Annotated in this window: 11 protein-coding genes; 6 read left to right on the top strand and 5 right to left on the bottom strand. The window is 68.9% G+C overall.

Going from position 1 to position 13,964, the window contains the following annotated elements:
- Positions 1-40: 40 nt before the first annotated feature.
- Genes AC0IZS_RS17325 through AC0IZS_RS17335 form a run of 3 tightly spaced genes read left to right on the top strand, consistent with a single transcriptional unit; the run spans position 41 to position 2,915 of the window.
- Complete coding sequence (locus AC0IZS_RS17325) at positions 41-973, top strand: bile acid:sodium symporter family protein (RefSeq protein WP_471636739.1); 933 nt, start codon at positions 41-43, stop codon at positions 971-973.
- Entirely contained in the window at positions 970-1,989 is a 1,020-nt protein-coding gene (locus tag AC0IZS_RS17330) for an SDR family oxidoreductase (RefSeq protein WP_471636740.1), read from the top strand. Before AC0IZS_RS17325 ends, AC0IZS_RS17330 begins: the two co-directional genes overlap by 4 nt.
- The gene (locus AC0IZS_RS17335) at positions 1,986-2,915 is read left to right on the top strand and encodes an EamA family transporter (protein ID WP_471636741.1); all 930 of its coding nucleotides are present in this window, start codon (positions 1,986-1,988) and stop codon (positions 2,913-2,915) included. The genes AC0IZS_RS17330 and AC0IZS_RS17335 overlap by 4 nt, the downstream gene beginning before the upstream one ends.
- Before the next feature lie 15 nt (positions 2,916-2,930).
- Here the strand turns inward: AC0IZS_RS17335 and AC0IZS_RS17340 are convergent, their stop codons facing one another.
- On the bottom strand, positions 2,931-4,028 hold the full coding sequence (locus AC0IZS_RS17340) for a tartrate dehydrogenase (RefSeq protein ID WP_471636742.1): 1,098 nt from the start codon (positions 4,026-4,028) through the stop codon (positions 2,931-2,933).
- 100 nt (positions 4,029-4,128) lie between these two features.
- On the opposite strand from AC0IZS_RS17340, the gene AC0IZS_RS17345 reads away from it, so the two are divergent.
- Positions 4,129-5,040, top strand: coding sequence for a LysR substrate-binding domain-containing protein (locus AC0IZS_RS17345; RefSeq protein ID WP_471636743.1), 912 nt, complete (start codon positions 4,129-4,131; stop codon positions 5,038-5,040).
- A 12-nt stretch (positions 5,041-5,052) separates the two neighbouring features.
- On the opposite strand, the gene AC0IZS_RS17350 is transcribed toward AC0IZS_RS17345, so the two are convergent.
- Together AC0IZS_RS17350 and rpsU are read right to left on the bottom strand one after the other, a co-directional pair.
- Complete coding sequence (locus AC0IZS_RS17350) at positions 5,053-5,502, bottom strand: GatB/YqeY domain-containing protein (RefSeq protein ID WP_471636744.1); 450 nt, start codon at positions 5,500-5,502, stop codon at positions 5,053-5,055.
- 114 nt (positions 5,503-5,616) lie between these two features.
- Complete coding sequence (rpsU, locus tag AC0IZS_RS17355; RefSeq protein ID WP_007833691.1) at positions 5,617-5,829, bottom strand: 30S ribosomal protein S21; 213 nt, start codon at positions 5,827-5,829, stop codon at positions 5,617-5,619.
- Between the two features lie 317 nt (positions 5,830-6,146).
- Here rpsU and AC0IZS_RS17360 point away from each other — a divergent pair, with 317 nt between their 5' ends.
- Positions 6,147-9,407 carry an EAL domain-containing protein gene (locus AC0IZS_RS17360; protein WP_471636745.1) on the top strand — a complete coding sequence of 1,087 codons (3,261 nt, stop codon included), beginning with the start codon at positions 6,147-6,149 and terminating at the stop codon, positions 9,405-9,407.
- 69 nt (positions 9,408-9,476) lie between these two features.
- Positions 9,477-10,208 (top strand): ArsR/SmtB family transcription factor, encoded by a 732-nt coding sequence (locus AC0IZS_RS17365; RefSeq protein ID WP_471636746.1) that lies wholly within the window; start codon positions 9,477-9,479, stop codon positions 10,206-10,208.
- Here the strand turns inward: AC0IZS_RS17365 and AC0IZS_RS17370 are convergent.
- Together AC0IZS_RS17370 and AC0IZS_RS17375 are read right to left on the bottom strand one after the other, a co-directional pair.
- Positions 10,202-11,449 (bottom strand): BaiN/RdsA family NAD(P)/FAD-dependent oxidoreductase, encoded by a 1,248-nt coding sequence (locus tag AC0IZS_RS17370; RefSeq protein WP_471636747.1) that lies wholly within the window; start codon positions 11,447-11,449, stop codon positions 10,202-10,204. The two genes, AC0IZS_RS17365 and AC0IZS_RS17370, sit on opposite strands and share 7 nt — an antisense overlap.
- 63 nt (positions 11,450-11,512) lie before the next feature.
- Positions 11,513-13,957, bottom strand: coding sequence for a TonB-dependent siderophore receptor (locus tag AC0IZS_RS17375; protein WP_471636748.1), 2,445 nt, complete (start codon positions 13,955-13,957; stop codon positions 11,513-11,515).
- Positions 13,958-13,964 lie beyond the last annotated feature (7 nt).

A 13,964-nucleotide genomic window follows, 5' to 3' on the forward strand; every position in this document is an offset into this window, starting at 1 on the left:
ACAAGATAAGGGCACCGAGCCCACCGAGGAGACAAACACCATGCTGCCCGTCGACGAAATCCGCCTGAACTTCAACCCCGCATCGCTGATGCTGCTCAACGGCGTGCTGGCCTTTTTGATGTTCGGCATCGCGCTCGACACGCGGGCGGACGACTTCCGCCGTGTGGCCAAGATGCCCTGGGCCATGGCCGTGGGCATTGCCGCGCAGTTCATCGTGCTGCCGGCGGTGACCTATGTGCTCACGCTGCTGCTCGGCGTGGGCCCGAGCATCGCGCTGGGCATGATCCTGGTGGCCTGCTGCCCGCCGGGCAACGTGTCCAATATCCTCACCCACCGTGCGCGCGGCAACGTGGCGCTGTCGGTGTCCATGACGGCGATTTCCAACGCCATCGCCATCGTGGTCATGCCGCTGAACTTCGCGTTCTGGGGCGGCATGCACCCCACGGCCGCGCCGCTCTTGAAGACCATTGCGCTCGACCCGCTGGAGATGGTCGGCCACATCGTCGCCATCATCGGTGTGCCCTTCGTGCTCGGCCTCCTGTGCGCGCACCACCTGCCGCGCCTCACGCAGCGCGTGAAGAAGGCCGTGCGCATCGCCAGCTTCCTGGCGCTCATCGGCTTCATTCTGGGCGCCATCGCCGGCAACTGGCGCTTCTTTCTCGATTACGTGGGCATGGTGCTGCTGGCCGTGGTCCTGCACGATGCGCTGGCCTTCGGCACCGGCTACCTGTGCGCTCGGTTCACGGGCCTGCAGGACTATGACCGGCGCGCCGTCGCCATCGAGGTCGGTATCCGCAATGCGGGCCTGGGCCTGGTGGTGATCTTCAGCTTTTTCGGTGGCCTGGGTGGCATGGCCGTGGTGGCGGGGGTCTGGGGCTTCTGGGACATCATCGCCGGCCTGGCGCTGGCCAGTTGGTGGGGCCGCAAGGACCCCGTGGGCGCGCCTGCGGCCTTGCAAGGGGAGGGCGCATGAGCGCGCCGGCCCCGCGCGCCCGCAACATCCTCATCACAGGGGCCGATGGCTTCCTGGGCCGGAGCGTGGTGGCGGCGCTGGCCCGGCGGCCGGACACCGGCAGCGTGGTGGCCCTCGACGTGCGCGAGGTGCCGCCCGAGCGCCGCCAGCCGGGCGTCACCTACCAGGCCCAGGACGTGCGCGACCCGGCCCTGGCCGCCACGCTGCAGCGCCATGCTATCGACACCGTGGTGCACCTGGCCTCCATCGTCACGCCGGGCCGCGACTCGAACCGGGCCTTCGAATACGACGTGGACGTGAACGGCACACGCAACGTGCTCGAAGCCTGCGCGGCCCAGGGCGTGCGGCATGTGCTCGTGTCCTCCAGCGGCGCGGCCTATGGCTACCACGCCGATAACGCGCCCTGGCTCACCGAGTCGCACCCGCTGCGCGGCAACGAAAGCTTTGCCTATGCGCACCACAAGCGCCTGGTGGAGGAGATGCTGGCCGCGTGGCGCCAGAGCCATCCCGGGCTGGCGCAGACGGTGCTGCGCATTGGCACCATCCTGGGCGAGCGCGTGGACAACCAGATCACCGCGCTGTTCGAAAAGCCGCGCCTCTTGGCCATCCGCGGCAGCGACAGCCCCTTCGTCTTCATCTGGGACGAGGACGTGACCGGCGCGCTGCTGCATGCGCTCGATGGTGCGCCTCCGGGCTGCTACAACCTGGCGGGCGATGGCGCGCTGACCATCCACCAGATCGCGGCGCGCCTGGGCAAGCGCACGCTCGACCTGCCGGCCTGGCTGCTGCAATCGGCCCTGTTCGTGGGCTCGCGCCTGGGCGTGAGCCGCTATGGCCCCGAGCAGCTCGACTTCCTGCGCTACCGGCCGGTGCTGCTCAACACCGCGCTCAAGGAGCAACTGGGTTACCTGCCGCGCAAGACCAGTGCGCAGGCCTTCGATGCCTTCGTGGCGGCGCGCCAGCAGCAGGGGCGGCCCGTGGCCGTGGCTGGTGCGCTGGCAGGCAGCCGCGCATGAACACCGCAGCATTGGGGGCAGTACCGGCCCGCGCGTTGTCGCAGGGTGACCTGGCCTGCGCGCTGGCCGTCATCGTCATCTGGGGCTCGAACTTCGTGGTCATGAAGATGGGCCTGCAGACGCTGAGCCCCATGCTGCTGGGCACGCTGCGCTTCATCGCGGCCTCGCTGCCCTTTTTGCTCTTCGTGCGCCGGCCGGCACTGCCCTGGCGCTTCGTCGTGGCCTATGGCCTGGCGCAGGGCCTGGGGCAGTTCGGCCTGCTGTTCCTGGGCCTGCGCCTGGGCATGACGGCGGGCATGGCCTCGGTGGTCATGCAGACCCAGGCTTTCTTCACGCTGATCCTCGCGGTCACGCTGCTGCACGAGCGCGCACGGCCCGCGCAGTGGCTGGGCCTGGCGGTGGCGTTCGGGGGCCTGCTGGTGATCGCCAGCGCCCATGGCGAGGGTGCGCTGCAGATGAGCCTGGCGGGTTTCGTGCTCACGCTGGGGGCAGCCTTCATGTGGGCCACCTCGAACCTGGTGGTGCGCTTTGCGGCGCGCGCGGGTGGCGACTACGCGCCGTTTCCCTTCATCGTCTGGAGCAGCACCGTGCCCATCGTGCCGTTCTTCGCGCTGGCACTGTGGCTCGACGGCCCGGCCTCGGTGGCCGCGCAGCTCGCGGGCCTGAACGGCCGCGCGCTGTTCGCTGTGCTCTACCTGGCGCTGCTGGCCACCCTGCTGGCCTACAGCCTGTGGACGCGGCTGCTGCAGCGCCACCCGGCCGGGCGGGTGGCGCCGTTCTCGCTGCTGATCCCGGTGGTGGGCCTGCTGGCCGCCATGCTGGTGCTGGGCGAGCAACCGACCGCCGCACAGTGGGCGGGTACTGCGGCAGTGCTGTTGGGCATGTTCATCAACCAGTTCGGCCATCTGGCGTGGAAGCGGGGCTGAAGCCCCGCACAGGCTTCAGGCGGCCGCGATGCGCGCGGCGATGGCCTGGCCCAGCTCCGTGGTGCTGGCCTGGCCGCCCAGGTCGGGGGTGAGCGGGCCTTCCTTCAACGCGGCCTCGATGGCCGCCACGATGGCGTCGTGCGCGGCACGGCCGGCGCCCTGGCCGTTGGTCAAAAAGTCCAGCATCAGCGCACCCGACCAGATCATGGCGATGGGGTTGGCGATGTTCTTGCCGTAGATGTCGGGCGCCGAGCCATGCACGGGCTCGAACAGCGAGGGGAACGTGCGCTCGGGGTTCAGGTTGGCCGAAGGGGCCAGGCCGATGGTGCCGGTGGTGGCGGGGCCCAGGTCCGAGAGGATGTCGCCGAACAGGTTGGTGGCGGCCACCACGTCAAAGCGGCCGGGCTGCAGCACGAAGCGCGCGGTCAGGATGTCGATGTGCTGCTTGTCCAGCATGATCTCGGGGTAGTCCTTGGCCACCTCGTCGGCACGCTTGTCCCACCAGGGCATGCTGATGGCAATGCCGTTGCTCTTGGTGGCCAGCGTCACGTGCTTGCGCGGGCGGCTCTGGGCGAGGTCGAAGGCGAAGCGCAGCAGGCGGTCGGTGCCCTTGCGCGAATAGACCGACTCCTGGATGACGATCTCGCGGTCCGTGCCCTCGTACATGATGCCGCCGAGCGACGTGTACTCGCCCTCGGTGTTCTCGCGCACCACGAAGTAGTCGATGTCGCCGGGCTTCCTGCCCGCCAGCGGGCAGGGCACGCCCTCGAACAGGCGCACGGGGCGCAGGTTGATGTACTGGTCGAACTCGCGGCGGAACTTGAGCAGCGAACCCCACAGCGAGACATGGTCGGGCACCGTGGCGGGCCAGCCCACGGCGCCGAAGAAGATCGCGTCCACGTCCGCGAGCTGCGCCTTCCAGTCGTCGGGCATCATCTGGCCGTGCTCGGCGTAGTAGTCGCAGCTGGCCCATTCGATGGTGCGGCAGGTGAGGGCGATGCCGAAGCGCTCGGCGGCGGCCTTCACGGCGCGCAGGCCTTCGGGCATGACTTCCTTGCCGATGCCGTCGCCGGGGATCACGGCGATGGTGTACTGGGTGCTGTTGCTGCTCATCAGATGTCTTCCTTGGAGGGTGGAGGGTGCGTGGCCTGCATTGTTGGACAGCACGGTCCAAAATACAATCGGCCGCCTGTGCATCCATTCTTCACACATCGTGCATAAAAGCCCGTCGACCGAGGACCTGCGCGTCTTCACCGTGGTCGTGCGCAAATCGAGTTTTGCCGACGCCGCCACCGAGCTCGGTGCCTCGCCTGCCTATGTGAGCAAGCGCATCCGCCTCCTCGAGGAAGATCTGGCCGTGAAGCTGCTGCACCGCACCACGCGGCGCGTGGCCGTCACGGAGGAGGGTGAGCGCGTGTTCCATTGGGCGCAGCGCATCCTGGACGATGTGGATCAGTTGCTCCAGGAGGTGGCGGTCACGCGCCGCGAGCCACGCGGCCTGCTGCGCGTGAGCAGCAGCTTCGGCTTTGGCCGGCGCATCGTGGCGCCCGCGCTATCGCGCCTGGTGGAGCGGCACCCGGGCCTGCAGGTGCGGCTGGAGGTGTTCGACCGGCTGGTGGACGTGGCGGGCGAAGGCTTCGATCTCGATGTGCGCGTGGGCGACGAGATCGCCTCGCACCTGATCGCGCGGCGCCTGGCCGACAACCACCGTGTGCTGTGCGCTGCCCCGGCCTACCTGGCACGCCACGGCACCCCGCGCACACTGGCCGAGTTGTCGAGCCACGACTGCCTGGTGATCAAGGAGCGCGACCACCCCTTTGGCGTGTGGCGCCTGCGCAGCGGCGCTGTGGAGGACATGGTCAAGGTGCGCGGCCCGCTGTCGGCCAACAACGGCGAGATGGTGGTGCAGTGGGCCGTGGACGGGCGCGGCATTGCGCTGCGCTCGCTGTGGGACGTGCAGCCCCACCTCCAGGCGGGGCAACTGGTGCAGGTGCTGCCCGAGTGGCGCCAGGATGCCAACGTCTGGGCCGTCTACCCCACGCGGCTGCACCTGTCGGCCAAGGTGCGCGTGTGCGTGGAGTTTCTGCAGGACCACTTCAAAAGGGAGTGGTCCGGGGTGGACTGAGGACGCAGGGGCTCAGCCGCCTGCGAGCGCGGTCTTCACTGCGGCGGAGACCTGGCCCATGTCGGCCTTGCCGGCCAGGCGCGTCTTGACCGCGCCCATCACCTTGCCCATGTCGCCAGGGCCCGAGGCGCCCAGTTCGGCCACGATGGCCTTGACGGCGGCCAGGGTTTCCTCGGCCGACATGCGCTCGGGCAGGTAGGCCTGCAGTACCACCAGCTCGGACTTCTCTTTGTCGGCCAGATCCTGGCGCGCGGCCTGCTCGAAGGCGGCGATGGAGTCCTTGCGCTGCTTGATTAGCTTGTCCACGATGGCGACCACGGCCGCGTCGTCGAGCTCGATGCGCTCATCGACTTCCTTTTGCTTGAGGGCCGCCAGCAGCAGGCGGATGGTGCCCAGGCGCTCACTGTCCTTGGCGCGCATGGCGGTCTTCATGTCTTCGGTGATCTGGTCCTTGAGGGACATGGCATTTCTCCTGGTGGTCTTGTCGTTGGATCTGCAAAAAAGAGAGCGCAAAAAGCAAAAAACCCGCGCCTGGCGTCCCGAGCGCGGGTTGATGTGGCCTGTAAGGGCCAGCGATCAGTACAGCTTCTTGGGCAGCTGCATGCTGCGCACGCGCTTGTAGTGGCGCTTCACGGCGGCAGCCTTCTTGCGCTTGCGCTCGGCCGTTGGCTTTTCGTAGAACTCACGGGCGCGCAGGTCGGTCAGCAGGCCGAGCTTTTCAATGGTGCGCTTGAAGCGGCGCAGTGCAACGTCAAAGGGTTCGTTTTCTTTTACGCGGATCGTAGTCATTAGCTAATGGTTTCCAAATTTTTTTGCCCGCAGAGGGTCTTGGGGAGATCGGGCCTCAAGACCGTGCGTGGCGGTTGTCCCCGTCTGTAACTAGTATTGGCCGACGGGGCATGCCAGCGAAGCCGAGCATTATAGCAGTCGGATGCGGGAAATGTGCAAGTGCGTTCTGTGCGCCCCAAGGTGGTGCGTGTGGCGCGGAAATTGCATGTGTACTTACAGAGTGTTTCCATTCCGCCTGTTTGGGCGGATCGGGGCACGACTTACTGCCCGGCGCCCAACGCCGGGCGCACCTTGCAGGAACGGGAAACTGGGCACCCATGGCAATCATGCACCGCGTATCAGGTTGGCTAGGCCGGCTCAGTGTGGGCCGCAAGCTCATGCTCATCTATCTGCTGGACCTCACGGCGGTGATCTACGTCTCCAGCATCCTGATCCATGAAAAGAACCAGGCCATCGATTTCACGCGCAAGGAGATCGTGGGCACCAGCTACGCCACTGTGGTGCGCGACGGCCTGCTGGGCCGCTTCCTGCAGCCCGGCCAGCCCGGCCTGTCGGTGGCCGAGACGCTGGCGCGCCTGGACATGGTGCGCGCCGAGCACGACGAGGCCCTGCACACCCAGGAGGCCGGCCAGCGCTTCAAGGATGCGCTGCAGCGGCTGGGCACCGATGCCGCAGCCCAGGCCGACCCGCAGGCCCTGACGCGCCTGCGCAGCCAGTTGCTGCGAGATGGGCGCGAGCTGCTCACCACCGTGGGCAACCAGTCCAACCTGATCCTCGACCCGGACCTCGACAGCTACTACGAGATGTCGCTGTCGGTGCTGCGCTTTCCGGAGCTGCTGCAGGCCGTGCATGACACCGTGAGCTTCCTGAACTCCCCGCGCACCGCGCGCGGGCCGCAATGGTCGTCCGAGCTGCTCACGCTGGTGGGGCGGCTGGAGGCCGTCACGCTGGGCATCGAGTCGGACTACAACCAGGCCTTCATCGCCGGCTCGCCGGAGCTGCGCGCCGCGCTGGTGCGTGAGCGCGAGGCGCTCAACGCCACGCTGCTCGAATTCCAGTCGCACCTGCAGGCCATCGCCAGCGGCGAATCGCGCCTGACCATGGCGCAACTGGCCGAGCAGGAAGCCAGGGTGCTGGGTGCCCTGCAGGCCGCCTGGGGCTCGGGCATCACCGACCTGGACCGCCTGCTGCACCAGCGCGTGGGCAGCCTGTACTCGCGCATGTGGCTGCACCTGGGTACGGCGCTGGTGCTGCTGGGCTGCATCCTCTCGCTGGTGACGCTGGTGGCGCGCCAGATCGCCAAGCCCCTGCAGCAACTGGCCCGCGTGGCCGACGAGGTGAGAAAGAGCGGCGACCACACGCTGCGCGCCCACTGGAACAGCAGCGACGAGATCGGCCGCCTGGTCACCGCCTTCAATGGCATGCTGGCCCAGCTCGACCGCGAGCGCCTGCTGCAGCAGGAGCTGGCCGCCAGCGCCCGTGCGGCCGAGGCCCAGCGCGAGCTGGTGGAGGCCTTTCCCATCCCGCTGATGGTGACCTCGATCCCCGAGCACGAGGTGCTGCACTCCAACGCGCCGGCTGGGCAGTGGCTCAACGGCCGCACTGTGGACCCCTGGGTGGCAGGGCTGGAGCCCGGCGTGCGTGCCCGCTTCTTCCAGCGCCTGGCCGACCAGGGCTCGGTGGACGAGTTCGAGGTGCGCTGGAAGGGTGGGCCCGAACCGTCGTGGGCCGTGCTGTCGGCGCGGCGCCTGGTGTTCCAGGGGCGCGACGCGGTGCTCACGGCCTTCACGCCGATCAACGTGCTCAAGGTCATGGAGCAGCGCCTGGAGCTGTGGGCCAAGGTGTTCGAGGCCTCGTCCGAGGGCATCATCATCATGAATGCCGACCAGCAGATCATCAGCGTGAACAAGGCCTTTTGCCGCAGCACGCACTACGACTTCTACGAGGTGATCGGCGAGGGCCTGGGGTTCCTGCAGGAGGACACCGCAGGCCAGGAGCCGCTGTCGGCCCAGATCGCGCGTGCCATGCAGGACAAGGAGTCCTGGCAGGGCGAGGTGCGCTTTCGCCGCCGCTCGGGCGAGACCTACCCGGCCTGGCTCATGGTCTCGGCCGTGCGCGAGGGCAAGGCCGGCGCGGTGGTCAACCACATCGGCATCGCCATCGACATCACCGACCGCAAGCTCAACGAGGAGCGCATCCAGTTCCTGGCGCACCACGACGTGCTCACCGAGCTGCCCAACCGCTCGCTGTGCGTGCAGCGCCTGCAGGTGGCACTGGCCCATGCCAACGCCTTCGGCGAACGCGTGGCGGTGCTGTTCATCGACCTGGACCGCTTCAAGGCCATCAACGACACCCTGGGCCACCACATCGGCGATGGCCTGCTGCGCTCGGTGGCGCAGCGCCTGACGCAGGCCGTGCGCAGCCGCGACACCGTGAGCCGCCTGGGGGGCGACGAATTCGTGGTCATCATGCGTGACGTGGCCGGCCCCGAGGACGTGCAGCAATTGGTCGAGAACCGCTTGATCCCGCTGATCCGCCAGCCCCATCCGGTGGAAGGGCATGAGCTCAACGTGAGCTGCAGCGTCGGCATCGCGGTCTATCCCGAGGACGGCGCCGACATCGACGAGCTCATGCGCCGCGCCGATGCGGCCATGTACGAGGCCAAGACCACCGGCCGCGACATGGCCCTGTTCTACTCGGCCGAGACCGACCAGCGCGCGCTGGCCCGCCAGTCCATGGAGCAGCACCTGCGCCGGGCCCTGGGGCGTGGGGAACTGAGCCTGCATTACCAGCCGCGCCTGAGCGCCAGGGGCTCGCGTGTGCTGGGCGTGGAGGCGCTGCTGCGCTGGAACAACCCGGTACTGGGCATGGTGCCGCCCAGCGAGTTCATCCCGATTGCGGAAGAGACCGGCATGATCCGCGCCATCGGCGCCTGGGTGCTGCAGCAGGCCTGCTCGCAGTGGGTGGCCTGGCAGTCGCTGGTGTACGAGGGCCCGCAGGGCCCGGTGCCCCACCCCTTGTCGCAGGTCTCGGTGTCGGTCAACCTCTCTGCGGCGCAACTGGCCGATCCCCAGCTTGTGCCTGACATCGAGGCGTTGCTGGCCAAGAGCGGCATGCCGGCCCACCGGCTGGAGCTGGAGATCACCGAGTCGCAGCTCATGGACCATGCCAACTCGGCCGAGCGCCAATTGGCCGCGCTCAAGGCGCTGGGGGTGCAGCTGTCCATCGACGATTTCGGTACCGGCTATTCGAGCCTGGCGTACCTCAAGCGCTTCGACATCGACCGGCTCAAGGTCGACAAGTCCTTCATCCACGACATGCTCACCAACCCGGCGGACATGGCCATCACCCGCGCCATCATCGCGCTCGGGCACACGCTGGGCCTGAAGATCGTCGCCGAAGGGGTGGAGGACCTGGCCACCGTGCAGGTGCTCGATGCGCTCGACTGCGAGGAGCTGCAGGGCTTTCACTTCACCCGGCCGCTGCCCGTGGCCCAGCTGCAGGAATGGGTGCTGCTGCATGCCCAGCGCCCGGTGCTCGGGGATTCGCGCTTCGGAGAACTGGTGAGCGTGCCCTGAAGGCACCTGGGTGGCACACTTCGCTGGCGCACGAAGTGTGTGCGCGCCGGTGCGGTGCACACTGGGGGCATGAACACCAACCAGATCGCCCACATCGCCGGCCTCGTCGGTGAGCCCGCGCGCACGGCCATGCTGATGGCGCTGATGGATGGGCGCGCGCTCACGGCGCGCGAGCTGGCCGATGCCGGCCATATCACGGCCCAGACCGCCAGCCGCCACCTGGCCCTGCTGGTCGAGGCCGGCCTGCTGCGCCTGGAGCGCCAGGGCCGCCACCGCTACCACCGCCTGGCCTCGGCCGACGTGGCGCGTGTGCTCGAAGGCCTGATGCAGCTGGCCGTGCAGCAGCCCACACCCGCCGCGCCCCGGCGCGTCGTGGTGGGCCCGCGCGATGCGGCCCTGCGCACGGCGCGCACCTGCTACGACCACATTGCCGGCCGCCTGGGCGTGGCCATCACCGAGCACCTGCTGGACGAGGGTGCCATGGCCTTCGACGGCGATGCGGGCGGCCACGTCACGGCGCAGGCCGCGCCGGTGCTGCAGCGCCTGGGCCTGGGCGAAGAGGCCGGGCAGGGCGCGGCGGGCGGCGGCAAACGCCCGCACTGCCGCCCCTGCCTGGACTGGAGCGAGCGGCGCATGCATGTGGCCGGCAAGCTCGGCGCCATGATCTGCAGCCATTGCCTGGACCAGGGCTGGCTGCTGCGTCGCAGCGATACCCGGGCCCTGGAGATCACCCCCGGCGGCGCCGTGGCGCTGCGCAACTGGCTAGGGCATGCGCGCTGGGGCCAGGTGGCCGATCACTGAGCTGTGCTGGCGGGGAGCGCCCCGGCGCAGGCATGGGCACTGGCCCAGGCCCACTGGAAGTTGTAACCACCCAGCCAGCCCGTCACGTCGACCACCTCGCCGATGAAGTACAGGCCCGGCTGGGTCTTGCATTCCATGGTCTGCTGCGAGAGCACGCGCGTGTCCACGCCGCCCAGCGTCACTTCGGCCTTCTTGTAGCCCTCGGTGCCGGTGGGGGTGAGTTCCCAGCGCGCCAGTTGTTCTGCCAGGCGCGCCAGCGCCTTGTCGGACGCTTCGGCGATGGGGCGCTGCCAGTCCGTTTCGCGCTGGGCCCAGGCGTCGGCCAGGCGGCTCGGCACCAGGCTGGCCAGCTCGTTGGCGATGAGCTTGCGCGAGCGCAGCTTGGCCTGCGCCAGCGCGGCCGGCAGGTCCACCGTGGGCGCGAGGTTGATGGCCAGGGGCGTGCCCTCCTGCCAGTAGCTCGATATCTGCAGCACCGCCGGGCCCGACAGGCCGCGGTGCGTGAACAGCAGGTCTTCGTCGAACACCATGCGTGCCTTCTTGGCACCGGTGCTGATCTGCACCGGCAGCGCCAGGCCCGAGAGCTGCGCATAGGGCGCCCAGGCTGCCCCATCGAAGGTCATGGGCACCAGGCCCGGGCGCTGCTCGATGAGGGGAATGTCGAACTGCCGGGCCAGCCGGTAGCCGAAGTCGGTGGCGCCGATCTTGGGGATCGACAGGCCGCCGGTGGCCACCACCAGGCTGCGTGCCTGCACGGGGCCGCGGTCGGTCTCGACCAGGTAACTGCCCTGGCCATCGGTGCCGCCAGCGTCAAAAGCGATCTTCTTTGCGCCGCAAGGCTGCCAGTGCGTGACGCCACCCTTGGCGCACTCGGCCAGCAGCATGGCGATGAGGTCCTCGGCCGAGCGGTCGGCAAACAGCTGGCCCTTGTGCTTCTCGTGGTGGGGGATGCCGTGCTTGTCCACCAGCGCAATGAAGTCCTGCGGCGTGTAGCGCGACAGGGCCGAGCGGCAGAACTGCGGGTTCTGGCCCACGAAGTGCTTGTGCGGCGCGGCCGGATCGAGGTCGCGGTTGGTGAAGTTGCAGCGCCCGCCGCCCGAGATGCGGATCTTTTCGGCCACCTTCTCGGCGTGGTCGATGAGCAGGACCGACAGGCCGCGTTGGCCGGCCTGGCCCGCACAGAACAGGCCGGCTGCGCCGGCGCCGATGATGATGGCGTCAAAAAAAGGAATCGTCGGCACGGCGGTAGGATGCAAGAGGCAAAGGGGCTGATTGTGCCGCCTTTGCCTGCCTGCGCGCCCGCGTCAGAAGTCGGTACTGACCGAGAACAGCGCCGTTCTCGGCGTGCTGCGCGTCAGGAAGCCGGTACGCACCGCGAGCCAATGGGAAGAGTCCGCCACGTTTTCCACGGTCAGGCGGAACACCGTGGGACGCCCGGCAAGGCGGGTGCTGTAGCGCAGGCCCAGGTCGTAGCTGTCAAAGCCGGGGATGCTCTGCGCGTTGTTGGCGCTGGCGATCTGGCGCGATACCTTGGTGAGGCGACCGGTCGCGGTGAGGCCTGGCAGGGCGGCGATGTCCCATTCGCCGTGCACCACCAGCGTGTGGTCGGGGATGCCGATGGCTTTCTTGCCGTCGTTGGCGCCATTCAGGGTTTTCGACTGCACGGCGTCGGACAGGGCCAGGCCGGCGTTCAGGCGCAGGTTCTTGGCCACTTCGCCGTAGAGCGACAGCTCCAGGCCGCGGTTGCGCTGCTCGCCATCGACCACGAGGAAGTTGGCCCCGTTGACGAAGGACACCGGCTGCCGGATCTGGAACAAGGACGCGCTGGCACCGAAGGAGCCGCCGTCGTACTTCACGCCGGCTTCGATCTGCTTGCCCTTGAACGGAGGGAACACCTTGCCCGGATTGGCGGTGCTGCCACCCGCCACGGGCCCTTGCGACAGGCCTTCGGCATAGTTGGCATACACCGAGAAGGTCGGCGCCAGCTTGTAGCTGGCGGCCAGCGACGGGGCGGTGGCCGTCTGCTCGTAGCGGCGCTGCTCCACGCCGCCTGCGAATTCACCGATGTCCAGCTTCTGGTAGCGCACGCCGGCGATCAGGTGCAGGCGCTCGTCCAGCAGGTGCATGGAATCCACCACGGCCAGGCTGTCGGAGGCGGTGTCCTGAAAGCGCGCCAGGCGGCCGCCGGTGGGTAGCGCGGGCTGGGCGATGAAGACCGGGTTGTACAGGTTGCTGGTGAACGCGCTGCCCATGGTCTGGCTCAGACTGGAGCCGTCCCCCGTGAAGCGCGAATAGCCGACCACCACCCGGTGCTTGACCGGGCCGGTGGCAAAGCGCACGCGCCAGCCCAGCTCGCCCGAGCGCAGGGCCGAGTTGGTCTGGAAGATGCTGGGCTGGGCGGTGAAGTTGCCGTTGGCCGTGGTGATGCGGGTGCTGCCCGCGTTGACGTTCGATTCCTCGTAGTCCACCCCGCCCAGCACGCCGAACACGGTGGAGTCGGGCGTGATGTCGTACTCCACCCGCGAGACCACCGAAGAGCTCCTGGTGTCGCTGCGGTCCCAGGGCTGGCTGATGGCCTGCGCCGTCGATGGCGGTGCGGGCAGGTCAAAGCCTTCGTTGAAGCGGTGGAACTGGGGAAACCCGTCGAACTGGCGCTGGTTCTGTGCCACGTCCAGGCTGGCGCGCAGCTTCTCGCCCGCGAAATCCAGCGCGGCCGACAGGTGGTCGACGCCCACCTTTTCATCCGGCACGCCGGTGGAGCCGCCGCCGCGCGTGGCGGCGTTGACGCGCACGCCCCACTGGTTGTCGGGGCCAAAGCGGCGCCCGGCGTCCAGGTGTGCGCCGGCCTGGCCGTGGGATGAGGCGGACAGGGTCAGCCGGGTCAGCGGCACATCGGTGCCGCGCTTGGGCACGAGGTTGATGGTGCCGCCCGTGGTGGTGCTGTTCGGGCCGATGCCGTTGAGCAGCGCGCTCGGGCCCTTGAGCACTTCGATGCGCTCGAACTGCTCCACCGCGATGCGCCGCGTGTCCACCACCGCGAAGGTCTCGTTGAACGAGATGTCCTGGCTCAGCATGGGCAGGCCGCGCAGGAAGAACACGTCCACCGCGTTGCTCTCGGAGTTGGTGGTGCGCACGGCCGGGTCCGCGGCCAGCACGTCGATCAGCCGCCGCGCCTGCGCGTCGCGCGCGGCCTGCTCGGTGTAGCCACTGATGGCGAAGGGCGCGTCAAGCAGAGCCGTGTTGCCCAGGGCCCCCAGGCGCGCGCCCTTGGCGATCTGGCCGCCCGCGAAGGGCTGGTACAGCTGGTTCGGGTCGCGCGAGCCTTCGACCGTCACGGTCGCCAGGCTGCGCTCCGCCGTGCCGGTGGCGGCCACTGGCGCCGCCGCAGGGGCTGCAGGGGGCGCAAGGCGCACGGTCAGGGCGTCGCTGCCCAGGCGGACCAGGGCCAGGCCCGACCCTGCGAGCGCACGCTGCGCCGCTTCTTCCACCGCAAAGCTGCCGCGCACGGCAGGAGCGGTCTTGCCGCGCAGCAGCGCCGGGTCGGCGGTGAGGATTCTGCCGCCCTGGCGGGCGATGCGGGCCAGGGTATCGTCCAGCGCGCCAGCGGGCAGGTCCCAGTTCTGCACGGCGCCGGCCTGGGCCACCAGGGTGTCGCCGGAGGCGGGAAGGGTTTGCGCAAGACTGGCGCTGCCCAGGGCGGCGGTCAGGGCCGCCACGAGCAGGCGGGGGCGAAAGGCAGGGGTAGGCATGGAATCG

This window comes from Acidovorax sp. AC410 (assembly GCF_979253235.1).